Raw genomic sequence first — 24642 nt, 5'->3', positions numbered from 1 at the left:
TGTTCGAATGATAACCGTCGAAAACGTCGCCAAGAATTTCGGCGGCATCCGTGCGGTCGATGGCGTCTCGCTGTCGATCAAGAAGGGCTCGATCACGGGACTGATCGGCCCAAACGGTGCTGGCAAGACGACGCTGTTCAACATCGTCGCGGGCGTCTTTCCGCCGTCCTCAGGCACGATCTATCTGGATGGCGAGGACGTGACCGGACTCGAGCCGCACGAGCTTTTCCACAAGGGCCTGTTGCGCACCTTCCAGATCGCGCATGAGTTCTCGACGCTGACCGTGCTGGAGAACCTGCTAGTTGTGCCCGGCGATCAGCCGGGCGAGCAGCTGCGCCACAGCTGGTTCAATTTCGGCCGGGTCAGGGAGATCGAGGCGAAGAACCGCGAGCGGGCGCTGGACGTGATCGAATTCCTCGAGATCGACCATCTGAAGGACGAGCTTGCGGGCAATCTCTCGGGCGGCCAGAAGAAGCTGCTGGAGCTTGGCCGCACCATGATGGTGGATGCCAAGATCGTCTTTCTCGACGAGGTGGGCGCCGGGGTGAACCGCACGCTTTTGAACACCATCGCCACCTCGATCCAGCGCCTCAACGAGGAGCGTGGCTATACCTTCTGCCTGATCGAGCACGACATGGATTTCATCGCACGCCTCTGTGACCCCGTCATCGTCATGGCCGATGGCAAGCTCCTCACCCAAGGCACGATCGAGGAGGTCAAGAACAACGAAGAGGTCATCGAGGCCTATCTCGGCACGGGCCGCAAGCACGAGCGGAAGGCGCCAGCATGAGTTTTCTGAGCGCGACCGGCATGACCTGCGGATATGGCGGTGCCGACATCATTCACGACTGCACCATCACGGTGGAGCAAGGTGAGATCGCCGTCGTCGTCGGCCCGAACGGTGCTGGCAAGTCGACGGCGATGAAGGCTGTCTTCGGCATGCTCGACCTGCGTGAGGGCACGGTCACGCTGAACGGCAAGGACATTAGTAAACTTGCCCCGCAGGACCGGGTGCCGCAGGGGATGGCCTTCGTGCCGCAGAACCGCAACGTCTTCGTCTCGCTGACCGTGGAAGAGAACCTCGAAATGGGGGCCTTTATCCGCGAGGACACCGAGATCGAGGACACCAAGGAGCAGGTCTTTGCCCTGTTCCCGATCCTGGCCGAGAAACGCAACCAACCGGCGGGCGAGTTGTCCGGCGGGCAGCGCCAGCAGGTGGCCGTCGGCCGCGCGCTGATGACGCGCCCGGACCTTCTGATGCTCGACGAGCCGACTGCCGGGGTCTCGCCCATCGTGATGGATGAGCTGTTCGACAAGATCCTGGAGATCGCCAAGACCGGGGTCGCCATTCTGATGGTCGAACAGAACGCGCGCCAGGCGCTGGAGATCGCCGATCACGGCTTCGTCATGGTTCAGGGCCGTAACCGATTTACCGACACGGGCGAAGCGCTTCTTGCCAACGAAGAAGTGCGCCGGTCCTTTCTGGGGGGATGAATGGAGGTCCTTAACGCACTTGCACTGTTCGCCAATTTCGTCGTTGTTCCGGCGACGGCCTATGGCGCGCAGCTTGCCCTGGGGGCGCTCGGCGTCACCATCATCTTCGGTATCCTGAAATTCGCCAACTTCTCACATGGCGAGTTGATGTCCTTCGGCACCATGATCACAATCCTCGTGACATGGGGCCTTCAGGGCATGGGAGTGAGCATCGCGCCATTGCCCACGGCGCTGCTGGCCCTGCCGATCGGCATATTGGCGGCTATCGGCATGGCCCTGCTCACGGACCGCATGGTGTTCCGCTTCTACCGACGGCAGCGCTCCAACCCGATCGTCTTCGCCATTGTCTCGGTCGGCGTTATGTTCGTGCTGGCCGGGCTAATCCGTATCATCATCGGACCGGCCGACCAGAGTTTCGCCGACGGTCAGCGTTTCATCATCGGCGCGTTCGAGTCGCGTGACCTGCTCGGCCTCGACGAGGGCATCGCCATCAAGCAGAGCCAGGTGATCACCGTCGTGGTCGCCCTTGTCGTCGTCACCTGGCTGTTCTGGTTCTTGCAGAAAACGCGTTCGGGCAAGGCGATGCGCGCCTATTCGGATGACGAGGATCTGGCGCTGCTGTGCGGCATCAATCCCGAGCGTGTGGTGATGATCGCCTGGATCATCGCCGCCTCGCTCGCGGCCATCGCAGGGACGCTCTACGGCCTCGACAAGACCTACAAGCCGTTCATCTTCCTGCAGATCCTGCTGCCGATCTTCGCCGCGACCATTCTCGGCGGCATCGGCCAGCCGATTGGCGCGATCCTCGGGGCCTTCATCGTCGCCTTTTCCGAGGTGATGGTGACCTATGCCTTCAAGAAGTTCCTGGCCTATCTCGGCCCAGAGGGCTGGGCCCCGGACGGCCTCGTCCAGCTGTTGTCGACGGACTACAAGTTCGCGGTCTCCTTCATCATCCTTGTCGCGGTCCTGTTGATCAGGCCGACAGGCATCATCCGCGGGAAAGTGATATGACGCAGAGGGTTGCGCTCCTGTACGGCCTCATGGGCCTGGTGCTGATCATGGTCGGCTTCTACCAGAGCTGGAACGTTGCCTTCGGCATCTTCAATCTCTGTGTCATCTCCGCCGTGATGGCACTGGGCGTCAACATGCAGTGGGGCTATGCGGGCCTGTTCAATGTCGGCGTCATGGGCTTTACCGCGCTCGGCGGGCTGACGGCGGTGCTGGTTTCCATGCCGCCGGTCACCGAGGCTTGGGCCGTCGCCGGCGGCGACATCGCGCTCTCGGTCCTCAGCCTGATCGGCACGGTGGCCGCGATCATCTTTGCACGGCGTGCTGTGCCACGGGCCCTCAAGCTGCCCGTGACGCTGATCCTGCTCTTGGCTGGCTATTTCGTCATCGGGTATTTCTTCGGCCCGGCGACCGACGCGATCGAGTCGATCAACCCGGCGCTAAGCGGCTATCTCGGCGGTGCTGGCTTGCCGGTGGTGCTGGCCTGGCCGATTGGCGGCCTTGTCGCCGCCGGGGCGGGCTGGTTCATCGGGCGCATCGCGTTGGGGCTGCGGGCCGACTATCTGGCCATTGCCACGCTTGGCATTGCCGAGATCATCATCGCCGTCATCAAGTACGAGGAGTGGCTGTCGCGCGGTGTGAAGAACGTCACCGGCATCCCACGCCCGGTCCCCTACGAGGTCGATCTGGTAGAACAGGATTGGTTCATCTCGCTGGCCAATTTCTTTGGTACCGCGGATATCTCTGATGCCGCCGGCCTTTTTGTCAAGCTGTGCTACGCGGCGCTGTTCATCGCCGTTCTGGCGATCATCATGTGGTTTGCGGAACGCGCGCTGCGCTCGCCCTGGGGGCGGATGATGCGCGCCATCCGCGACAACCGCGACGCCGCCGCCGCCATGGGCAAGAACGTCAAGGCGCGTCACCTTCAGACCTTCGTGCTGGGCTGTTTCACCTGCGGTGTCGCGGGCGCGATGCTGACCACGCTGGAGGGTCAGCTCACGCCGACGAGCTATATCCCGCTGCGGTTCACCTTTCTCGTGTGGGTGATGGTGATCCTTGGCGGCTCCGGCAACAACTGGGGGGCCGTCCTTGGCGGTTTCATCATCTGGTTCCTGTGGGTCCAGGCCGAACCGTTCGGCAACTGGTTCATGGCGACGGTCACCTGGCCGCTGGGCGAAGACTCGGATCTGGCACAGCACCTGATCGGCGGCGCGGCTTACATGCGCTACCTGATGATGGGCACGATCCTTCTTGTTGTCATGCGGTTCGCGCCAAAGGGCCTGATACCTGAACGCTAGCGTTGGACCGCCGAGAGGCTGGCCACCTGCCATGCACGGCATTCAACCCGAGAGCCCGTGTTGCGCAGGTTGATGAGCCAGTTCCCGGCGTTCATCTCAATTCGCCCCCGGCGAATGACCAGCCCGCTGTCCTTGGCCCCAATGGGTTTGATCCCGCGGGCTGGATTTGTCCACGGACGGGGTGTCTGGTAGAATTAAACGCCATGACACGGAGTGGCGCAGGTGATCGGCGATCGTTCTTTGTCCGGCTGTCGAACTGGCCGCAGGTATTTGATGCGGATGGAACTCCGGTCAGGTTTCCGACACGCAAGGCACTGGCGCTATTCGTCTACCTCGTACGGCGCGGCGACGCCGGCGCTGCTCGGGATGATTTGGCCGAGCGGTTCTGGCCTGATCGTAGCGACCGGGACACGCGGCGCGCCTTGCGCGGCACCCTGCACGAAATGCGCAGCGCGCTGAGCCCGGCTGCCGACAGGATCGTGCGGCAGACGCGGCACCGGGTCTCGATCGATCCGGCGTCGCTGGCAACCGATGTCGAGGGCGGCAAGACCGTACCGAAGGATACACGGGACCGGCCGGATGATTTCCTGGTCGGGCTCGAGATTGGCACCCCCGGTTTCGATCAGTGGTGCGCGGAGGAGCGGGCGCGCATGCGCGATGCCGCGCTGAACAGAACGGTCGCCGATATGGAGGCGGCCCTGGCCTGGGGGTGGTTCGAGACGGCACAGTGTGCGGCCGAACAGGGCCTCGCTCTTGATCCGATGAGCGAAACCGCCTGTCGCGGTCTTATGCGGGCGCTGAGCGGCCTTGGTCGGCGGGCACAGGCGCTCAGGCACTATGCGAACTTCCGCGACAGGCTGGCAGCAGAGCTGGACACACTGCCAGAGCCTGCGACCGAACGGCTGGCAGAGCATGTCCGGCAGGCCGATGATCGCCTTCCGCGTGCGGCTTTCCGGCGACCCTTGAAGCCCTCCATCGTCGTCATGCCCTTCGCCGACATGACCGGCGGGACCAACACGCACCTGGTCGACGGGCTGGCCGCGGATGTGCGCACCGGGCTGGCGCGTGATCAGGCGCTGTTTGTCGTCGCCGGCGACTCGGCCGATGCGTACCGCGAAACGATGCTGGGTGCCGCCGAAATCGCCTGCGAACTTGGTGTGCGCTACATGCTGGAGGGGCGCGTGCGCCTCGATGACGAACGATTGCGGCTGGACGTGGAACTAACTGACGGTTTGCGCAACGCGGTGGTCTGGAGCGAGCGCTATGACCGGCCGCGCGGCGCAATTCTGAGCGTTCAGGACGAGGTGGTAGGCCAGATCGTCGCGACCTTGCGCGGCTACAAGGGCGTGGTACAGCGCAGCGAAGCACGGCACGCCTGCGCCAAGCCGGACGACGAGCTCGACGCGCATGACCACTTGATGCGCGGCATGATGCTGAAGGAGAAATTCCTCAAGGACGAAATGCGTGCCGCGCGCGGCCATTTTGAACGGGCGCTGGACCTGTCGCCCGGTTCAGCGCTGGCGCATGGCTGGCTGGCTTGGACCTGGTTCTTCGAGGTCTATATGGGCTGGACCGAAGATCCCGGTGACGCCATTGCCCGGACCGAAGCGCACGCGCGAAAGTCGGTGGACCTGGACCCAGATCTCGACTTTGCGCATTGGGCGCTTGGCGCCGCCAATCTTGCCGCGGGTGACAATACTGCGGCGCTCGACTGTTTCGATCATGCACTCGCACTCAATCCCAACAATTCCGACGCGCTGGCCAACTGCGCCTGGCCGCTGATGTTCGAGGGACGGACGCAGGAGGCGGTCGCGCGGCTGGAGCGTGCCATGCGGCTGAACCCGTTCCATCCGGACTGGTACCTTTGGGGCCTCGGCATGGCGCAATACCTGCGGGGCAACTGCCGGGAGGCCTGTCTGGCGCTCTGTCGCATGTCCCAACCCAACGACCAGAGCAAGGCGTTTGAGATCGCCGCCCTGATGCATCTGGGAGAGGTGGAGCAGGCGCGCGAGGAGGTCGGTGCGCTCCACCTTCTGGTCCCCGCTGTGCGGGTGCGCGATCTCGTTGCCCCGCTCGGGTTTAGCGACCCCAAGATACGCGACGACCTCGCGGATACCCTGCGCGCTGCCGGCATCGCCGACTGACCCTGCACGCGAGACCAACGGTTTTCCAACGCGAATCGATTTCACTCCGGCCAGTCGCAACATCGCAAGACAGGAGGACAAGACCATGTTGGCCCCCGACGACGCCCCGATCCGTGACACCATCGACCGTTACGTAGAGGGAATGCGAACCGCCGATGTCGCGCTGCTCAGATCAGCGTTCCACGAACACGCCAGCATGTTCGGCGATTTCGGGGACGATCAGATGGCCGCGCCGATCGAAACGCTCTTCCACTGGGCCGCCGCCGAACTGGAACCCGGTGCGACCGGCGACGACCACCGGGTCGAGATCGAGGATGTGGAGATTGCCGGCGACGTCGCCCTTGCCCGCGTATACGAGCGCGACTTCTTCGGTGGTGACGCGCGCGAATTCTTCACGCTGGTGCGGACCAGTGAGGGCTGGCGCATCACCTGCAAATCCTGGGCAACGGTCGCCTGAGGGCCGTCTGCCGCGCCAAACCGACCAGCCGAAAGAAAGGAAGGTATGTCATGCCAGACCCGTTTCAGGATGTTTCCGCCGCCGGTGACGAGATGATCGGCCAGATCATCGACGCGCTCGAGGACCGGGCTGACGATCCGGCGATGACCGAAGTCATCGATCGCTATTTTGCCGATCTCGACTGGCCCGACGGGGGCACGCTGCTGGAAATCGGCTGTGGCACCGGGCCCGTGGCGCGGGCGGCGGCGCGGCACAGCCCCGGCACACAGGTGATCGGCACCGACCCGGCCACCGAGTTGATCGAGGACGCCCGCCGCCGTGGCCACGATATCCCCAACCTCGCCTTCGAGGTCTGCGACGGGGCGCGGCAGCCAATGGACGCCACGTCAGTGGATGCGGTGATCCTGCACACCGTTCTGAGCCACGTCACGCAGCCGCAGGCGCTGTTGGCCGAAGCGTTTCGTGTCCTACGCCCCGGCGGGCAGGTGGTGGTCTGCGACGCCGATTTCTCGCGGCTCTCGCTGGCGCTCTGCCCGGATGACCCGCTGGAGGCCTGTGCCATCGGGTTCTCGCGGAATTTCGTGACCGATCCGTGGCTTGCCGGGCGTCTGCGGCCGCTGCTGACCGAGACCGGGTTCGAGACCGAAATCTTCCGGACCGAAACCCGGCTTGACCTCGAAGGTCACGGTGGCCCGGTTTGGACGAAATTCGCGACCGGACCCCTCGTTGCAGAGGGGATCATCGGGCAGCCGCTCGCGGATGCGCTTATCGCCGAATGCCAGCGCCGGATCGACGCCGGAACGCTCTACGGCTTCAACCCGTTCGTCACCGCGATCGCGCGGCGACCGTGATCGCTGCCACCCGACAGACCGCGCAGGATAGGAAAGGAGCAAGACGATGACACGTTTGACACGCAGAAGGGTGCTGGGAACCGCGATGCTGGGGGCCGGTGCGGTGGCCGCCGGACTGGGTTTTCGGGCCCGGGCCGACACACTCAAGGCGCGGGGCCGGTTGCACCTCGAGGGCTTTTCCCAGGTCTCCGACGGCCTTCGGACCGCAGCCCGCTTTCCGCTGGTCGAGGCAATCCACGGACGCCGGTCGCGCCGTTTCGCCAGGGGCGCGCAGATCCCGCATGGCCCGCTCACCTACGCATCAGCCGAGGACCCTCAACCCTTGAACGACACCGAACAGATGCTTCTGCTGGCGACTGTCACCGGAAATACCGGCTGGGCGAACCTGATCCCGCACAACCGCTTCTACGCACCCCATATCCCGAATTATGCCGCTGCGGCTGGTGGCCGGTCGTTTCCGTCCGCCGCTGGTTATCACACCGTGGAATTCTTCTTCACCGACGACCATGGTACCTATTTCTTGCCGACCCGCGACATGGCCGCGACCGGGACGCTGGAGGGCGAAACCGACCTGGCCGGATGGGTCGAGGCCCATCGTGAACGCATCGTGACGCTCGACGGGCAGCGCCTGGAGATCCCGCGCGCGCCGCAGCACATGGAGATGCACAACGCATGGTGCGCCAACGTGCCCGGCAGCACGCTGATCATCCCGGTGGCCGACCTCGCGCAGCACATGATCCTGGTGCTGTGCTATCTGGTTCAGAACGGCGCCTGCATCCATGATGACATCAACGGCCGGTCGATTCCGGGTATCGACCGCTTTGCCAACCTCGTCGATGTCGAGAACCCTTATCCGCTTTCCTATGTCGAGCAGTTGGGCGTCACGGAGGTGACGGTCGAATCCGCGACCGCCTGCTATGCCGGTGCGCTGATGCTTCAGGCACTGGGACTGGGCGGCTGGATATATGAAGGGCTGAGCCCGTTCACCGTGCTGGGCGCAAGCGGAGATCCCGACGTCCCGGGCCTCGGGTTCCGCTTCGACATGATCAAGGACAACCCGCTGCCGCATTTCACCGGGCGCGCGGGTGTCTTCGAAGGCCACACGCCGCCGCATTACCCCTCCATGCACGCCGCAGTCGAGGCCGTCGTGGACAGGAAGTTCGGCCTCGGCGGGCCGTTCAATGCGGGCACCGATGGTCCCTACCGGGACAATGACGGCGTTCGCGGAGCCGCGGCACCGATGGGCGAGGACTTTGTGGGTTGCGTCGCGCTGATGGCAGAATATCTCTATTCCGAGTTTGGCCGTTTTCCGGCCACCGTCCCGGCGATCCACACGCTGATGTATCTGCAAGCGCATCAGCTCGACACCGGGTTCTACGACACCCATTTCGGCCCTGGGGCGTACTTGCAAACCCACGCCAACCACGATCGGAATTGGGCATGATCTTGTTGCACTGCCATCGGACAAACGGCGGCGGCAGGATGCCGTGGGTCGAACGTGGGTGCTTTCGCTTGTAGCAGGTGGACCAGCCGCGGCGTCCGGTGCGGATGTCCGAGCAAATCGACATGACCGACACGCTTACGGTGCACATGGCAAGGAGGGGCACCGGAAAGCCCCTCACCACCTGTCGCTTTATCAAAGTATTGGGGGCGTGTAGACTACGACCATGAAACAGCATGTCGGATTTTGCACATCGGCGGACGGCGTTCGGATCGCGCTTGCCCAGTCCGGCAAGGGACCACCTATAGTTCGGGTGGCAAACTGGTTCACCCATCTCGACCTCGATCGGCAGAGCGCTGTCTGGCGGCATTGGTTCGACTTTCTGTCCGACGGTCGCACCCTCATTCGCTATGATCCGCGCGGTTCCGGGCTGTCCGACCGTAATGTTGACGATTTCTCAATGGACCGCTGGCTTGACGACCTCGATGCTGTGGTCGAATGCGCCGGTCTGACACGCTTTCCACTGATTGGCCTGTGCCAGGGAGGGGCAGTGGCGGCCGCCTATGCCGCCCGGCATCCCGACAGGGTCAGCCGCCTCATTCTCTACGACAGCTACCCGTTCGGTGCCTTTGCCCAAGGTGTGCCGGACCGGTTGGTTCAGGAAGCGCGCGCTTTGGCCGAGATGATCGAAGTGGGCTGGGGCAAGAAAACGAGTGCCTTTCGGGAGGTCTTCGCCAACCTGTTGATGCCCGAGGCGGGCAAGGACGCGCTGCAATGGATCGGCGAGATGCAGCGGCGCAGCGCCTCGGCGCGCAATGCGCGGCTGATGTGGGACGCCTTCAACGGGTTCGATATCCGCGATGTCGCAGCCGACATAGCGGCGCCGACCCTGGTGTTCCACGGCCGCCGCGACGCCATGGTCCCGTTTGAGGCCGGTCGCCAACTCGCGTCGCTGATACCGAATGCGCATTTCGTGCCGCTCGAAACCAACAACCACATTCTTCTTCCAAACGAAAATGCATGGGAGACGTTCTGCCGCGAGATCGAAAGATTTCTCGAACCTGAGGCCTCTGCTGCCCGGATCAGCGAGACCGCGCTCGACAGCTTGACGGCGCGCGAGGCGCAAGTGCTTGAGGGTGTCGCACGCGGTCTTAGCAACCGTGACCTCGCAAACCTGCTGAGGATATCGGAGAAGACGGTTCGCAATCACATGACCACGGTCTTCTCGAAACTGGAGGTCAGGAGCCGGGCGCAGGCGATTGTGCTGGCCCGTGACGCTGGTGTTGGCCGCGACTGACCAGACCGGGACAAACGTCCCGATATCGACGTTTAAACTTCAAAAAAGAAGCACCGCGATAGGACCACCACCTCATGCGCGCAGGTCTTCTCTGCGCCATCCTTGTGTCATCGACATTCCGGAGGAGCCGTGCACCGCGCACGCGTGATGCCTCCAAACCGATGGCAAGAAAGGATAGCTTATGAAGACCCTGATAACTGCCGCTGCCGTTGCCGCGTCCGCCGCTGCAACGCCTTCCCTCGCCCTGATCGGTACCAGTACGAACACCAACCCGGTACCGACCGCAGAGTTTGCCATGCTCGGCGACGCGAATGCGCTTGCCATGTGCGGCGTCTATAATGGCCTTTTCGGCAATTGCAGCCGTGTCGCTGGCAAGCTTGGCCTGACGTCGGACGAGGCCCGCGCCCTTGCCCGTGAATACTGGAACACTGTCCCCGGTAAACGGGCAGAGTTCCTCGCTGACTTGGGCCTGTGATGCCCACTGACAGGCCGGCCCCTTCGGTGCAACGTCGCCGTCTCCACGATATTGCGCAGGCCGACGAAAGAAACCGGTGCTGAATAACGGCCCAGAATATTGCGTCCTCCTCAAACGCCAACCGAAGAGAGGAACCGTTCCACGCTGTTTGATCACATTCAGCCCGACGACCAGCACTTTCAACGGAGGAAACCATGACACATACAACCGACACTCTCGACACGCCCATTCGCAGTCACAATGCGGCCCCGTCTGCCACGTGGTCCAGCCCGGGCGGGGCCTATGACGAGATCAGCCGTGGCATTCTAGATGCAATCGAACACTGCACAAACCGGCTGGTCCCGCCCAAGGACGGGCGTGTTCTCGATATAGCGACCGGCACTGGCTGGGCCGCACGGCGGCTCGCCGAACGTGGGTTCCGGGTGACGGGTGTGGATTTCGCGCCCGACATGCTGGCCGCGGCCAGCGAAATGGCCCGAACGCGAAACCTCGACATCACGTTCGATCTAGGCGATGCTGAGGCGCTGCCCTACCCGGACGCGTCCTTCGACGCGGTCATGTCGAGCTTCGGGGTGATGTTCGTCCAGCGCCCCGAGGATGCCGCCGCTGAGATCGCGCGTGTCTGCAAGCCCGGCGGACGCATCGCGCTGGCCACATGGACACCCGACGGCAACGTCTTCGAGATGTTCAAGATCATGAAAAGCTACATGCCAAAACCTACGGGGACACCGCCCCCATCGCCTTTCGAGTGGGGCAGCCGGGAGCGGGTAACGACACTCCTCGGTGAGCATTTCGACCTTGCTTTCGAACAGGGCACGTCGTTCTACCGGGAACCCGACGGCGACGCCGCCTGGCGAACCTTCGTTGAGGGCTACGGCCCCCTGCGCACACTCGTCGGCAAGCTGGACGCGACAGATGCCAGCGCGCTGAAGCGCGAGTTCATTGACTTCCACGACGGCTTCTCCACTGATCTCGGCGTCTGCGTGCCGCGCGACTACCTCGTCGTCGCCGGAAGCCGGCGATGACCGCGCAGCCTCGCCTTCTGGCCCAAGGCCCGGAGGTACGGCGGTACCGATGCATCTCGACGACAAGAATGGGTCCAGGATTGGATGCGGCACGCACCGCTAGGCTGCGTGCCGCATTCTGTCGGACATGATGCGTTACCGACGCATTACCGACGCGTTACCGACCCATTACCGACGTGTAACTCGTCACACTGCGCTTACCGGCTCGGGGTCGTCCCGCTTGACGGCGGTGCCGCGCACCACGCGGATATCATCGCTGGGCGCGCCGATGCGTTGACCGTGTTCGCGGATCGCCTCACGGTCGCTGGCCTCGTAGATGCAGACCGACCCGATGCGGCCGTCTTCCTCTGTCACGGCGTAGCTGCGGATCCAGCGGAGCCGGTCTTTCATCTCCTCGCCGACCTCCAGCGACTTCTGGTTGGTTGCGGCGAGTTCGTCCTCGCTTGACCAGATGCGGTGACGGCGGATGATGTAGAGTTCCATAGTTGTCTCCTCCTTGCTTCGTTCGCAGGGAGAGAATGGGTTCGGATCGTGCATATTGGCACCCGGCCATGCGGACAGAATCCGGGGACGATCGTGCCATCTATCCGCCCAGAGGGTGAATCCGTTGGCGCGTCATGGCATTATCAGTACCATGACAAGGAATGACGACAAGCTGGATGTCGCGATTGTTCTCGTCAACGAAGGCTACGCTTCGACGGCGGTTGGCCCCATAGAGGTGTTTGCGGCGGCCGGCACCATGTGGAACGAGATGTGTGGTGCCGAGCCGGAACCACGATTTCGTGTCACCACCGCATCAATTGACGGAAACCCCGTCAAGAGCGCCTATGGCCTGCACATCGCGCCTGACCGGGCCATCGCGAATCTCGGTCCGGTCGATCTCGTCATGGTGTCGGCCTCAGGTCCGGTGCCCGCAGAGTGGATGTCGCGTCACGCCGCGCTCCCGCCCTGGCTGTCAGAGCGATACCACAGCGGAACGCGGATCGCCGGGGTCTGCTCCGGCGTCGCGTTTCTTGCTGAAGCCGGCCTGCTCGATGGACGACAGGCCACAACGCACTGGGGCGTGGCGGAAGACTTCCGGCAACGCTATCCCGACGTCGACTGGCGGACGGACCTGCTCATCACCGCAGATGCCGGGCTCTACTGCGGCGGCGGCGTCAACGCCGCAAGCGACCTCAGCTTGCACCTCGTCGAAAGCTTCTGCGACCGCAGCGTGGCGATCGAATGCTCCAAGGCGTTGCTTCTCGACATGCCGCGAACCAACCAGTCCGGCTACGCGTTGCTGCCACTGGCACGACCCCATGACGACGAGCGTGTCCGCGCGGTCGAACATCACCTCAGCATGCATTTCGACCGCGACGTTCCAGTGACGGAACTTGCGGACCTTGCGGGCATGAGCCGACGTAATCTGGTGCGCCGGTTCAAGCAGGCCACAGGCCAAATGCCCGGCGCCTACCTGCAGATGCTGCGCGTCGCGGCTGCACGGAAAATGCTCGAAGACGGAGCACCGTCGATCGAGCAGGTCGGGCTGTCGGTGGGCTACGAGGATGTCGCCTTTTTCCGACGCGTTTTCAAACGCCACAGCGGGACAACACCGTCTGCCTATCGCAACCGTTTTCGACGGCGCGATGTATGAAACCGCGAGCGGGGATGCGGGCGCAGTTCACCTCGACCTCAAAGAGGCAACCACCCAAGTTACGCCGGATCATGGGTGTGCGTGTCCTGCGCTTCGAACAAGATCATTTCAACTCTCTCATCGCCTGCCACCCAGGCGTCATGGCCTGGTGGAATCTCGAAGAAATCGCCCTTGGTGATCGGCGTTTCCTCCCCACTTTCGACCATCCGGACCACCAGCCTGCCCGAGAGGCAGTAGCCGGTGTGATGCATCGGGCAGGTGTCAGGCGACCCAAGAAGCGGTTTCTCGTCCGCCTTCCAGGTCCATCCGGGCTCGAACACCGCGTGCATGCCGGTCGAGCCCCGCGCGGTCTTGACGATGTCGATGCCGCCCTGCGCCTTCATGTCGAGACGGTCGTCGGGGCTTTCAAAGCGACGGGTTTCAATCTGTGGTGTCATGTCATTCCTGTCTTTCTGCGGCTCGGCCGTCGGGGCCGGTCCGCTCATACATGGTTGATTTCGGGTTTCAGGGAGGATTGAGTCGCCCCAACCTCGGCGCATTCCGGCCGGATGGCTTCATGCTGAAGCCGGTGGCCAATCAATGAATTGCTCATACGGGCCGCAAAAGTGCCGTCGACGATCCGGCGGATACCGACGGCACCGCCGAGGCGCTCGCAGAACATCACGGTCCGAAAGTCCTCGTGGGGCATGGCTGCGCCTTTCCGGTCTGTTGTTGCGTTTGCTCAGGCGGGTTCGGACCGCGCGGCCCTGACGGAATCCGCAGTCAGCGGCTTGCCACCGATGGCCCATGCGCCACTGGGGATTTCCTGCACCCGGACCCAGGTCACGCCGCGCAGGGCCTCGCCCTCGACGCCGACCATCGCTTCGGTAACGTCCCGGATCATCCGCTGTTTCTGGTCATCGTCGAAGACACCTTCGATCAGTTCGATATCGACTAGAGGCATTTGCTTTCTCCATTGGTTTCAAGCGGTTCTGTGTGTGCCGGACTGATCCGGCATGTGCGTAGAATGGCATCCACGTCTGCCGTCAGGCCAGTTCACGAACTGAATCTGCCCTGGTACAGGTTCTGAACTGGCCAGAAGCGGGGTCGACATGTCAGGCTGTGCACAGGAAAGGAGGCACTCAATGACCAATGCGAGCTACAAGCAATTCTGTCCGGTCGCGATGGCGGCAGAGGTTCTCTGCACCCGTTGGACCGTCGTCCTCCTGCGTGAACTGGTTGCCGGATCGACCCGCTTCAACGAACTGCGCCGGGGCGTTCCGCGCATGTCGCCAACCCTGCTGTCGAAACGCTTGGGCGAACTGGAGACGGCGGGTGTGGTGACGCGCGAGCGGCTGTCTGATGTGCCCGAGGTGAATGCCTACCGGCTGACCCAGGCCGGGCGCGACCTTCAGCCGGTGATCGAGGCCATCGGCATGTGGGGTCAAAAATGGGTGGAGACCGAGCCATCGCTGGAGAACCTCGACCCGGAGCTTTTGATGTGGGACATGCGACGGAACCTGGACACGGATCCGGTTCCGGACCGGCGCGTGGTGATCGAGTTTGTCTACCCGGAACTTCCCCCGGCGCAACGCAAGTGGTGGCTGATCGTCGAGCCAGACCGCACGGTTGACCTCTGCCACATCGACCCCGGATTCGACGTGGACCTCTTTGCCACGGTGGATCTGCGCACCATGACGGAAATCTGGATGGGCCTGCGGTCGGTCGCCGACGCCCTCGACCGCGAGGCGCTGCTGTTGGTGGGCTCGTCGGGCCTGATCCGCTCCATGCAGACCTGGCTGGGCCTCAGCCCCTTCGCCCGCCAGGAAAAACTGGTAGGCTGAGCGCAAAGTAGGTGCCGCTGGATGGCTGTTCACGGGATATCCTACGGCAGTTTCTGACGCGCTTCGACAGCCGGTTGGACGGGTCGGTCGAGTTCAAACATCACAACAGCAGCGCTGTGCGGAAGGGTCGCGGCGAGTTCTGGATCATGGGCTAAATCCAGCGTTAACCTCCAGACCAGCTTTCTCGACGCAGTCTGATGAGGGTTACAGGCTGGTGATGCCCCCGATTTCGTCAGCGTGATCAGGGCTTTGTTGCCGGTCGCGCCGAGGGCGGTGGTCGCCTCCGCCGCCAGTCGCGCGCCGAGCCAAGTTCGAACGGTTCTGTGAGGTCGTCCTGATCGATCCCGGCAAGGGGCTTTCGCAGCACGGCCAACGCCGCCAACCTCTTCGGAGTAAGGGCGCGCTCTCTGTGGCTAACCTTCGCGCACCCTGCTTGTCGACCTTCTTCCTACGGATTTGCCTTCTTCGCTGGTCTCACCATCGTGACGACCTTTGGGTGACCGCCCACATCTATTGTGTAGTGTGATCTGAAGCCAAACCTCTCGTAAAATGGGACGTTCTCTGGCTTTGTTGACTCGAGGTAGGCGATCGTTCCGTCCTGATCGCACATATTCAATCCATGCATCATCAATGCCGCACCAATGCCCCGTTTCTTCATAAACGGATCAACGCCCATCAACGGTAAAAACCAATGAGGCTCTGATGGGTGTGCACGATCAAACTCAGAATAGACATCGAAGAGTTCAGCCTTAGCTTCAGGCGCAACACTACGCGTCAAAAGGGCATCGAGTGCCTCTTCGTCAAGATGGACATCCGGTGGAACCCAGAGCGCAGCGCCACGGTCACCGCAAATATGGGCCCCGCCACGCTCCACGCCCTTCTAACCGTAAATGCGCACATATTCAGGAAAAAACTCGAGATACTGGGACGTGCTCGGGTAGAGGTATCGGCACACGGGATCGTCAATAAAGCAATGCGTCATCAGCTTGATAACGGCTTCGAATTGAGCAGGATTCGCCGCTATTACCTTCATATTGACCTGCTCTTGAACATTACCTTTGGGTTAGCCTTCGTACTCTGAGAGGCTGCTCACGGAAATCAACCAAGCTCCGTTTTCATCGCGTTCGAATACATTCAATGAAAACCCTTCGTTTGGCGGATCGCCTTCGGAAAAACGCGCAACGCACCAAGAGCTTTCCCTGTCAGAACCTGCGCGTAAAATATCCAGCGTCTTGTCAGCACCACCTTCAGAGACCCAATCACGATGTACATCTTCAATTGCGTCGCGGCCCTCAGCAGGCGCTGCATAGGAAGAGTACAACACAGCGTTCGACGCGAAGCATGCCGCACATCCTGCGGCATCTTTTTTACGGTAGGCCTCCAGATACTTTTGAAGCAGCACCCGCATTTCGTCAGTCGTCGCCATTGGTGCTCTCGGCCCCTCAAACGCTTTGGGGAGATGCTGAACCAATTGTAAGACAAAGTAAAAGGATTATGCCAAGCCGACGGAAAAGGCGGGAGGCAAGAATGGACTCAGAGCCCGAAAGCGCTGCACATAGCACGCAGGTCCGGTGTAGGGAAACGGCCATGACTTTGAAAACTCCACCCTCTGCGCATTGCCACAGCTCATCGATCGCATCGCAAGAATGCAAGGTAAGACACGCCGCCGACATAGGCAGTTCCTCGAAACGCTCTTGGGCGGCCGACCCGCGCGGTCGGTTTTCCATTACGGCAAGTCGAAAGGATCACGCTCGATCATGAGACGGCCGAGACGCCAGATGCTGTCCTCCTCAATATGGAGCGGCGCGCAGATCGTCCGATCCCGGACGAGCGCGATCTATGCCTTGATGAGCAGATGGGATGGTTCGCCGTGATCGGCGAGGTTCAGCCGATGCACGACCTCTGACCTACTCCTGCCATCGCGAAACACCTTGACGTCGGAAAGGGATGTGTTGACCATACGTCAAGTTCGATTGGTTCCATAGTTGCGGGCGGTCTGGAATTCGAATGTCGGTCACGAAAGTCGTCGAACGCGCCCACTGCCTTGATATCCTCGGTCGGGCATACTGTTCGCTGGGCGAAACCGGCGGCCGTATCGTGATGATCCACGGCGAGGCCGGGATCGGCAAGACCACCGCAATCGGAACCTTTCTGCAAGGGCTCGACCCCGGGCAGCGGGTCGCCATCGGGCATTGCGAGCTTCTCGCGACGCCGCGGCCTCTTGGGGCCGTCCGGGACGTGGCGCGGATGCTGAAATTCGGCGTCGAAACGATGCGCAACGACACCGACCTGTTCGATGGACTTCTCGACCTGCTTCTCGAGGCGCGGCAGCCGGTGGTCATCGTGCTCGAGGACCTGCATTGGGCGGACTACAAATCGCTGGACTGGCTCAAGTTCATCGGGCGCAGGATTGCGCAACTGCCCGTTCTTCTGATCGGCAGCTTCCGGGACGAAGAGGTGGACGAAACGCACCCTTTGCGTCTCGCGCTTGGTGCGATCCCCTCCGCCATCGTCGAGCGTGTCGCGCTTCACCCCCTGACGCTGGACGGGGTCACAGCCCTGCTGGAGGGATCCGGGCTTGCCCCCGAGGAGGTGCACAGGATCACACTCGGCAATGCGTTTTTCGTGACGGAGTTGGTCAATGGCGGCGCAAGAGATCGCAATGTGCCGCTCTCGGTCAGCGATGCGGTTCACGCAAGGCTGAGCGCCCTCGACGCTGATTTACGGTCGTTTCTTGAGTTGGTGTCCTGTTGTCCGGCGGCTATCCCGCAGGACATCACCCGCGCGCTGGTTGGCGACCGTTTCGACGATCTCGTGGCGTTGTCGGTCCGCCGACATTTCCTGCGCCGCATCGACGACACCCTGGAATTTCGCCACATGCTTGCACGCCGTGCGATCTATGAACCACTCAGCCCGACGAAGCGGCGTGATGCCCACGCCCGCTACCTTGCCGCCTACATGGCCTCCGACCGCGGTGATGCCGAACTCGACAGTATAGTCCACCACGCCGTCGGGGCGGGGGACGGGCCCGCGGTCCTGGACACGGCCGACCGCGCGGCGCAGATCGCGGCAGGCTTTGGCGCGCACAGGGAAGCGGCATTGCACTACCAATCCGCGCTTGACCACATCGAGGGCGCGGACGAGACGACCGCTGCGGAAATCTACGAGAGCTTCGCCTATGAGGCGGCTCTCGCGCTGCAGATCGACGATCAGGTGATCGCGGCACGGCGCACCGCGATTTCCCTGTGGCGCCGCCTGGGGCGGTCCGAAAAGGTGGGCGAGAACCTCGCCGCGCTGAGCCGCGTCCACTGGTACCGGGGCGAGGCCAACATCGCGGGCGACCTGATCCACGAGGCCATCGACATCCTCGAACGACAGGCGCCCCATGCCGTCGCCGCGCGGGCCAAGTCACACGCGCTTCGGGCGCAGTTCCTCATGCTGCGCGACCGGATGGAGGAGGCCAGGGATTGGGCGCAACGCGCCGCCGCACTCGCAAGTGAAGTGTCCGATCACGAAACCTTGGCACATGCGCTCAATTCCCTGGGCTCGGCTATGATGTTCCGGGGCGAGAGGGCGGGCGAGGCGCACCTTCGCAAAAGCCTCTCCATCGCCCTCGAGCATGGTTGCCACGAACAGGCGGCCCGGGCCTATACCAACCTTTCCGAATGCCTGATCGAACTGCGCGAACTCGACTCGGCCAGTGAGCTGATCGAGGAGGGGATCGCCTTTGACACAGGGCATGATCTCGACGCCTGGACCTATTACCTGGTCGGGCGAAAGGGGCAGCTTCGCTTCGAACAGGACCGCTGCGAAGAGGCAGCGATGATCTGCGAGGGAGTGCTGGACCGGGACGGCCAAACACTTCTGATGCGGATGCCGGCGATGCTGGTGCTCGCCCGTTCTGCCCTGCGCCTGGGCAGTGCCGATGCGGCGGACCTTCTGCAAGCGGCGCTTTCGGGCGCCGAAAGGATCGACGAACCCCAATACCTTGTTGCGGCCCATGTCGCTGCGCTGGAGGCCGCGTTTCTCGCCGGTCAGCCGGACATGGCGCGTCCATCGCTCGACTGGTTCGACGCGATGGAGCCGGGTCTGATGAGCCCGCCCAAGGAGGGCGAATACCTGATCTGGCGGCAGTTGCTGGGTGCGAAAACCGCTGACAGGATCAGCGCCGACCTTCCCGAGCCGTTCCGTCTTTTGGTGCGCGGGGACTACGATGCGGCGGCCGCGGCCTTGCTCGGGACCCAATCGCGCTACCTCGCCGGCTGGGCGCTGGTGCTAGCCGGCCGGCTGCCTGAGGCCGATGCACTCTTTGCCGAGGCCGGGGCGAAGTCGGCGCGGGTCGCCCTGCGGCGCCTGTCAGGCGACGGAATCGCTCTGCCCAAACTCGCCCGCGGCCCCTATTCCGCCGCCCGCAGCCATCCCTATGATCTCACGGCCAAGGAACAGACGGTGCTCAGACTCGTCGTGGCGGGCCACTCTAATGCGGAGATCGCCGACGCGATGTCCCGGTCCGTGCGCACGGTGGAAAACCACGTCTCTTCCATCCTTCGCAAGCTGGGCTGCGACCGTCGGCTGGAGGTCGCCCTGCTGGCCCAAAGTGAACCCTGGATCCTGCCCGCGCCCGAAAATTGAGTGGCCGCGCCTTGGAAAATTAGGGGGTGGCACGGAAGACGTGCCCCCTGCCTTCCCGCATCGTGACTCATGACATGTCTCAAGCAGGAAGGATGATTTGATGTCCCGAAAGATTGCAGCAGCCGCATTTTTTCCGATTGCCATCACCATGGCCAGCGGATCTTTTGCGTCCACGGTGGATGCGGTCAGTTTCCTCACCGCCAGCCACGGCTTTTCCATCGATGGGGCCGCGCCGGGTGCATCGCCCGCCGGCATCGTGGCTTCAGTCAGCGGTCCCACGATAGACAGAACCATTGAAAGCGCGGTGGATGACCCGGATGCGGTGAATATAACGCAAAACGATGTTCAGATCGGCAACGCGAGTTCTTCTCCCCCGATACCCTTTACCTACGACATTCAGGATCGGACCAACCGCACAGATCCGACCGAGTTCGCCGATGCCAGGGTCTCGGGCTCTATCACCTCCACGCAGGATGAGGGGGACGATATCGTGAACTTTGCCTTGGCAACAAGGGACGTCACCCGGGAGGGGCTGGCACAGGTCCGGATCACATCCGATCCGGTTGCCGCGGCGGCGACGAGTGCCTACGGCCTCTCTCGGACGAATAGCTATGAGAACGTGACCGATGCCCCGATCACCTTCACCATCGAGGGCTACTTCGACGCTTTCCTGCTGTCACGGTACTCCGGCGGGGACGGCTTCGCCCGCGCCGCAACTTCCTGGGATATACTGTTTTCGGGTCACACCGCAGGCAACCTGACCTACATTCCGCTCGACACCTTTTTCACCAGTTTCGACGAGATCGGGACAGGCGGATTTGCGGATGCCAACCTCGTGTCCCAACCCTCGGGCGTGGAGGGAATAAGCCTGACCGCCGCAACCTCGGCCCTCGGATCGGGTGGCTTCACCGAAGCCTCCGCGACGGCGGAACACGACTTCCTTTTCCGCCTGACCGTCGATCCCGGCCAGACCGTCGACATGGCCTACGGGTTTTCACAAGTGAGCGTGGTCGAATTCGACGTCGACCCTGCGGTCGTGCCGCTGCCTGCCAGCGCGGTGCTGCTGTTCGGCGCTCTGGGCGGGCTGTTTGCCCTCCGCAGACGGCGCGCCTGACCGGGCGTCGCGGAGACGCGCGGCGCCCAGGCCTCACGGTCATCTTTTGCAAAAGGAGACTCTCATCATGGACGATTTCGCACCTGACACCCGGTCCGCCAGCATGACGCTGGACGGTATCCCGGATGAGGCCGACACAAGAACCGACACGGCCGAAACCCGGGCAGAGCGCGATTTCCGGCGCGCCAATCCCCGTGCGATGCGGCGGATCAACGACGTTCCGCTGATCGACAATGTGATCGTGTTCCCCGGTCCCGTCTTTGACCGTTTTGCCTTCATGCAGCGGCTATTGCTGCGGATGGAGGCCTCGGGGGCGGTCGGCTATTCCTGGGCGCTGGTTCAGAATGGCCGGCTCATCGATGCCGGTGGGGTCGGCGATGCGCGCACGCCCGCAGAGACAAACCCCCGCGAGATGGACGAGCGCACGCGGATGGTCAGCGCCTCGCTCGCCAAGCCGATCTGTGCGGTCGCCGTCATGAAACTGGTGGAGGACGGGGTGCTTAACCTCGGGGAGCCCGCCTATCCCCATATCGCCGGCACCTTTCCCGGTGGACACAGCTCTCTGGACGCCGTGACAATCGAGCATCTGCTGACCCACACCTCGTGTTACGATGGGCCGGGCCGACTGTCGCAATTCCCCGGCACGTTGTCCAACGCGCTGACCGGAACGACCGGAACCACGCAGAAATACGAGAACTGGAACTACTGGTTCCTCGCGCTCGTGATCGAAGCGGTGACCGGGCAGCCTTACGCCGACTTCGCCCGCGATACGGTGCTTTCGCCGATGAACATCAATAACATGACACGCGAGGTCGATGACGAGGCACCCTGTCTCTACTACGCGCTCGATCCGTCAACGGGCGGCAGCACCTGGAGCGATTTCACCGCGACCTCCATAGGTGCCTACGGCTGGTTCGGCAATGCGATCCACTACGCCAAGTTCCTTGCGCATTTCCGCAACGATACCGTGCTGTCGGGCCAGACTCGTCAACAGATGCTCAACTGGCATCGCAGTTATTTCGGCTTTCGGCTCTGGCAGAATGGCGCGCGCGGCAAGTACTACGGCCATGGCGGCGATTTCGGACGCAGGGGCGGCCGCGATTTTCATGGCGGCATGATGGGGTTCCCGGACGGGATCGATGCCGTTCTGCTGACGAACAGCCCCCATGCCCCCGACCCCGAAGACGTCCTGATCGACGCCTACCACGCCGCCTACGACTAAGGCGCTTCGGGGCGGCCCGAATGCGCGGCCGCCCTGATCCAACCCATTTACGCCCAGCAATTCATAATCAAAGCAAGAGGTTGTTATGCTCAAGTCCTTTGCAAGCACTCTCGCGCTGACGGCCGCCCTGTCCGGGCTCGTCGGCGCCGCTCCTGCCACTGCCGACGAGGTTGAAATGCAGTCCGTCTGGCATGAGGGCACCTCCACCAGTCTTCATACCGGTCTTCTCAGCCTCCAAGACTTTACCGACACCGCCCTCGAACAGATCGGCGAGGGCCTGCGCCTCGTCGACGTGGAGACCGCGCGGCTCAATGGTGCGCGCGGCTTCGCGGGCCTTTTCACCGAGGGAACAGGTGGCAATCGCATGCGGGTCGTCGAAGGACTGCCGGACTTTCGCGACACCATGGCCGCGGAGCGAAGCGGCGACCTGATGCTGGCCGATTTAGAGGTTTTCCGGCATGGGCCGCGGCTGCGCTGGGTCGGGGTCTTTCTACCGGGCCGGGGCCGCCAGGAGATCGTCGCACCGCTGCCCATCGCCCGGTTCCTCGAACGCAAGGAACTCAACAGGACACGCGACCTTCAGCTGGTGGACGTGGAGCCGGTCAGGGTCGGCGGCGAGCTCCGCTTTGTCGGCCTCTACCGCAGCGACGCGCCCCCGGCGGTCTTTACCGGGTTCCGGCCGCGGCCGAATCTCGTGGAGCTGCGCGACAGGATGCGCCGTGACGGCTGGGAACTGTTCGACCTCGAACGGGTGGTCAATGCGCAAGGACGGGATGTCTATGTCGCGCTGTGGAGGCAGGGACCCGGTGCCGGACAGGTGTCGCGGTTCCGCACGTCGGCCGAGCAGCTGTTCTTTTCCGGCGCGCAGCGCGAGGCCGGGTTCCGGGCCATCGACTTCGAGTTGCGGGTGACCGAGACCGGTGTGGAGCCGCCCCCGGATCCGGTGGAGGATCCGATGCCGTTGCCGCCCAACCCCGCCTCCTCCGGCTTCGCGAACGAGTCGGACATGCGGATTGAATTCCAAGGCGCCGACGACATTCCCTTTTTCATGACATTGCCGCGCCGCTGGATCCCCGACTGGCTGCCGCAGCAGGACGGAGAATACCTGCTCCCGGACGCGCCCTGCGCGATGGACATCCGCCTAGCCGACAGCATCGTCTGGCAGCGGCCCGGTGAGCCGGAGATCACCGAGGGAAACCTCGTGTCTGTGCCAGACCTCGACGACACGGACGAAACGGCGCATCTGGGGGGCATCCGCTTCTCCGGCCCCTTGGGAGTTTGCACCGGGCAATCCGTCGAGTGGCGGTTCTCCCCGCCCTTCACCGAGGGCAGCCCCGCTGTCGAGCCGAGCGACAACCTTTCTTTAGTGGTCGAAGCCGTGAACGGCGAACTCCGGTTTCCCACCAGCGCCGCCGCGGGCGCACGCCTTTTGCGCCCCGACGAACTCTACTTGAACGCCACGGCGGCGACACTGCGCGACATCCTCAACGCCTTCGACGCCATCGCGGAGCAGGGCGGGAATATCGACGCTTACTGCGATAACGTGGGGCGCTATTTCGAAGAAGTCTGTGCCGTCAGCCCGGGGTCAGCCTCATGCCTGTTGCCCCGACCGAACCTGCCGACCTGTTGACGAGCAGCCAGAGGTTGGCGACGGAACGTCCGCGCAGCCCTCCAGCCTGCCCCAACGGAGCAGTCCGGCTCTACTTGCACCAGCGGGCGATTTACCAAGAAAATTGAGGGCGGGCGATCCGGACCTTGAGATCACGGGGTTCTCCATCACAAAATACGGAGCACCACTTTCGAACATTTCGGCCACCTGACCTACCCCATGAACAAAATGTAGCTGTTTGAGGCCCACTGTCCAGCCATAGTTACTTACACACCGCCGTCCTAATGCGGACATGAACGGTCCAAACCCGCCCTTGGTGACAATAGCCAGACCTTCCCCTAACCTGGCACGATGTCGAGCCAAGCGTGGACAGATGAAGAGAACGATCTGATCGTCGCGGATTACTTCGCGATTCTGGCCGACGATGTGGCAGGCCATCCCTACAACAAGGCGGAGCATCGGCGGCAGCTCTTGCCACGCCTCAACAACCGGTCTGAAGGCTCGGTTGAGTTCAAGCACCAGAATATCAGTGCCGTCCTCAAGGGGCTCGGCGAGGTCTGGATCACGGGCTACAAACCGGCATTCAATTTCCAGACCAGTTCTACCGCAAGGACAATGTCCTCAAGATCAGACGCGGGATGACAGGGCGCGCCAGAAAAGGACGCAGTCCCGGTGGATTGGCCTATGGGTACGAAGCAGTGCCGGGCGAGGTTGGTGTGCGAAGGATAGTCGAGGGTGAAGCGGATGTCGTTCGGCGCATCTTCTGTGAATATCTGGCCGGCAATTCGCCCCGAGACATTGCACACGGCCTGAACGTTGACGGCATCGCGCCACCGCGTGGCTCGCGTTGGAATGCCTCGACAAACAACGGTAATGCCAAGCGTGCCAACGGTATCCTGCAAAACTCGTTGTATGCAGGTCGTCAGGTCTGGAACCGAGTTCGCATGATCAAGGACCCTGACAGCGGGCGACGTGTTTCTCGGCCGAACCCGCCGGAGGAATAGGTGATCGCCGAGGTGCCAGAATTGGCGATCCTCGCGCCTGGTGTCTTCGAGGAGGCCGGAAAGAGGAAGGCGGAACGATCGAACGCTTCGCCTCGGGACCGTAGGCGGCCCC

At 62.9% G+C, this 24642-nt stretch carries 25 protein-coding genes and 1 pseudogene; 20 read left to right on the top strand and 6 right to left on the bottom strand.

Annotation, left to right across the window (positions count from 1 at the left end):
• The first annotated feature begins 7 nt into the window (after positions 1-7).
• The 11 genes from RID11_RS00315 (at position 8) to RID11_RS00265 (ending at position 11490) form a co-directional block, all read left to right on the top strand.
• Positions 8-790 carry an ABC transporter ATP-binding protein gene (locus RID11_RS00315; RefSeq protein WP_350134756.1) on the top strand — a complete coding sequence of 261 codons (783 nt, stop codon included), beginning with the start codon at positions 8-10 and terminating at the stop codon, positions 788-790.
• On the top strand, positions 787-1494 hold the full coding sequence (locus RID11_RS00310) for an ABC transporter ATP-binding protein (protein ID WP_350134753.1): 708 nt from the start codon (positions 787-789) through the stop codon (positions 1492-1494). The genes RID11_RS00315 and RID11_RS00310 overlap by 4 nt, the downstream gene beginning before the upstream one ends.
• The gene (locus RID11_RS00305; protein ID WP_350134750.1) at positions 1495-2505 is read left to right on the top strand and encodes a branched-chain amino acid ABC transporter permease; all 1011 of its coding nucleotides are present in this window, start codon (positions 1495-1497) and stop codon (positions 2503-2505) included. It abuts the gene before it with no gap.
• On the top strand, positions 2502-3800 hold the full coding sequence (locus tag RID11_RS00300) for a branched-chain amino acid ABC transporter permease (RefSeq protein ID WP_350134747.1): 1299 nt from the start codon (positions 2502-2504) through the stop codon (positions 3798-3800). Before RID11_RS00305 ends, RID11_RS00300 begins: the two co-directional genes overlap by 4 nt.
• Positions 3801-4003: 203 nt before the next feature.
• Positions 4004-5944 carry a BTAD domain-containing putative transcriptional regulator gene (locus RID11_RS00295; protein ID WP_350134744.1) on the top strand — a complete coding sequence of 647 codons (1941 nt, stop codon included), beginning with the start codon at positions 4004-4006 and terminating at the stop codon, positions 5942-5944.
• Positions 5945-6029: 85 nt separating this feature from the next.
• The gene (locus RID11_RS00290; protein ID WP_350134741.1) at positions 6030-6401 is read left to right on the top strand and encodes a nuclear transport factor 2 family protein; all 372 of its coding nucleotides are present in this window, start codon (positions 6030-6032) and stop codon (positions 6399-6401) included.
• Positions 6402-6451: 50 nt separating this feature from the next.
• Positions 6452-7252, top strand: coding sequence for a methyltransferase domain-containing protein (locus tag RID11_RS00285; protein WP_350134739.1), 801 nt, complete (start codon positions 6452-6454; stop codon positions 7250-7252).
• Positions 7253-7298: 46 nt separating this feature from the next.
• Complete coding sequence (locus RID11_RS00280) at positions 7299-8696, top strand: hypothetical protein (RefSeq protein ID WP_350134736.1); 1398 nt, start codon at positions 7299-7301, stop codon at positions 8694-8696.
• A 310-nt stretch (positions 8697-9006) separates the two neighbouring features.
• Positions 9007-9990, top strand: a complete 984-nt coding sequence (locus RID11_RS00275; protein WP_350134733.1) for an alpha/beta fold hydrolase — start codon at positions 9007-9009, stop codon at positions 9988-9990.
• A 181-nt stretch (positions 9991-10171) separates the two neighbouring features.
• Complete coding sequence (locus tag RID11_RS00270) at positions 10172-10465, top strand: hypothetical protein (RefSeq protein ID WP_350134732.1); 294 nt, start codon at positions 10172-10174, stop codon at positions 10463-10465.
• 194 nt (positions 10466-10659) lie between these two features.
• Positions 10660-11490, top strand: a complete 831-nt coding sequence (locus RID11_RS00265; RefSeq protein ID WP_350134730.1) for a class I SAM-dependent methyltransferase — start codon at positions 10660-10662, stop codon at positions 11488-11490.
• A 186-nt stretch (positions 11491-11676) separates the two neighbouring features.
• On the opposite strand, the gene RID11_RS00260 is transcribed toward RID11_RS00265, so the two are convergent.
• Positions 11677-11973, bottom strand: coding sequence for a nickel-binding protein (locus tag RID11_RS00260; protein ID WP_350134728.1), 297 nt, complete (start codon positions 11971-11973; stop codon positions 11677-11679).
• A gap of 151 nt (positions 11974-12124) precedes the next feature.
• Here RID11_RS00260 and RID11_RS00255 point away from each other — a divergent pair, with 151 nt between their 5' ends.
• Positions 12125-13126, top strand: coding sequence for a GlxA family transcriptional regulator (locus RID11_RS00255; RefSeq protein ID WP_350134725.1), 1002 nt, complete (start codon positions 12125-12127; stop codon positions 13124-13126).
• Between the two features lie 59 nt (positions 13127-13185).
• Here the strand turns inward: RID11_RS00255 and RID11_RS00250 are convergent, their stop codons facing one another.
• Genes RID11_RS00250 through RID11_RS00240 form a run of 3 tightly spaced genes read right to left on the bottom strand, consistent with a single transcriptional unit; the run spans position 13186 to position 14069 of the window.
• Positions 13186-13563 (bottom strand): cupin domain-containing protein, encoded by a 378-nt coding sequence (locus tag RID11_RS00250; RefSeq protein WP_350134722.1) that lies wholly within the window; start codon positions 13561-13563, stop codon positions 13186-13188.
• Positions 13564-13607: 44 nt separating this feature from the next.
• On the bottom strand, positions 13608-13814 hold the full coding sequence (locus tag RID11_RS00245; protein ID WP_350134720.1) for a hypothetical protein: 207 nt from the start codon (positions 13812-13814) through the stop codon (positions 13608-13610).
• A 33-nt stretch (positions 13815-13847) separates the two neighbouring features.
• Positions 13848-14069, bottom strand: a complete 222-nt coding sequence (locus RID11_RS00240; RefSeq protein WP_350134717.1) for a tautomerase family protein — start codon at positions 14067-14069, stop codon at positions 13848-13850.
• A 181-nt stretch (positions 14070-14250) separates the two neighbouring features.
• Between RID11_RS00240 and RID11_RS00235 the strand changes: the two genes are divergently transcribed.
• Positions 14251-14949, top strand: a complete 699-nt coding sequence (locus RID11_RS00235) for a winged helix-turn-helix transcriptional regulator (RefSeq protein WP_350134714.1) — start codon at positions 14251-14253, stop codon at positions 14947-14949.
• A 448-nt stretch (positions 14950-15397) separates the two neighbouring features.
• Here the strand turns inward: RID11_RS00235 and RID11_RS00230 are convergent, their stop codons facing one another.
• Positions 15398-15625, bottom strand: coding sequence for a GNAT family N-acetyltransferase (locus RID11_RS00230; RefSeq protein ID WP_350134711.1), 228 nt, complete (start codon positions 15623-15625; stop codon positions 15398-15400).
• Between the two features lie 30 nt (positions 15626-15655).
• Here RID11_RS00230 and RID11_RS00225 point away from each other — a divergent pair, with 30 nt between their 5' ends.
• Entirely contained in the window at positions 15656-16030 is a 375-nt protein-coding gene (locus RID11_RS00225) for a hypothetical protein (protein WP_350134708.1), read from the top strand.
• Here the strand turns inward: RID11_RS00225 and RID11_RS00220 are convergent.
• Positions 16013-16375: a YybH family protein gene (locus RID11_RS00220; RefSeq protein ID WP_350134705.1), complete on the bottom strand. Its 363-nt coding sequence runs from the start codon at positions 16373-16375 to the stop codon at positions 16013-16015. The two genes, RID11_RS00225 and RID11_RS00220, sit on opposite strands and share 18 nt — an antisense overlap.
• Before the next feature lie 581 nt (positions 16376-16956).
• Between RID11_RS00220 and RID11_RS00215 the strand changes: the two genes are divergently transcribed.
• From RID11_RS00215 to RID11_RS00190, 6 genes and pseudogenes are all read left to right on the top strand, one after another.
• A complete protein-coding gene (locus tag RID11_RS00215; protein WP_350134702.1) occupies positions 16957-19581 on the top strand; it encodes an ATP-binding protein in 2625 nt (874 codons plus the stop codon).
• Between the two features lie 100 nt (positions 19582-19681).
• Positions 19682-20695 carry a VPLPA-CTERM sorting domain-containing protein gene (locus RID11_RS00210; protein ID WP_350134699.1) on the top strand — a complete coding sequence of 338 codons (1014 nt, stop codon included), beginning with the start codon at positions 19682-19684 and terminating at the stop codon, positions 20693-20695.
• Between the two features lie 67 nt (positions 20696-20762).
• Positions 20763-21917 carry a serine hydrolase domain-containing protein gene (locus RID11_RS00205; RefSeq protein WP_350134696.1) on the top strand — a complete coding sequence of 385 codons (1155 nt, stop codon included), beginning with the start codon at positions 20763-20765 and terminating at the stop codon, positions 21915-21917.
• An 85-nt stretch (positions 21918-22002) separates the two neighbouring features.
• A complete protein-coding gene (locus tag RID11_RS00200; protein ID WP_350134693.1) occupies positions 22003-23547 on the top strand; it encodes a hypothetical protein in 1545 nt (514 codons plus the stop codon).
• A gap of 330 nt (positions 23548-23877) precedes the next feature.
• Positions 23878-24120, top strand: a pseudogene (locus RID11_RS00195) (protein NO VEIN domain-containing protein); the annotation flags it as partial.
• Between the two features lie 83 nt (positions 24121-24203).
• Complete coding sequence (locus RID11_RS00190) at positions 24204-24530, top strand: recombinase family protein (RefSeq protein ID WP_350134690.1); 327 nt, start codon at positions 24204-24206, stop codon at positions 24528-24530.
• Positions 24531-24642 lie beyond the last annotated feature (112 nt).

It is taken from the genome of Roseovarius sp. (genome assembly GCF_040219995.1).
Lineage (GTDB): Bacteria > Pseudomonadota > Alphaproteobacteria > Rhodobacterales > Rhodobacteraceae > Roseovarius.
The sequence above is the reverse complement of the archived record's forward strand: the minus strand, read 5'-3'. Positions and strand labels throughout refer to the sequence as shown.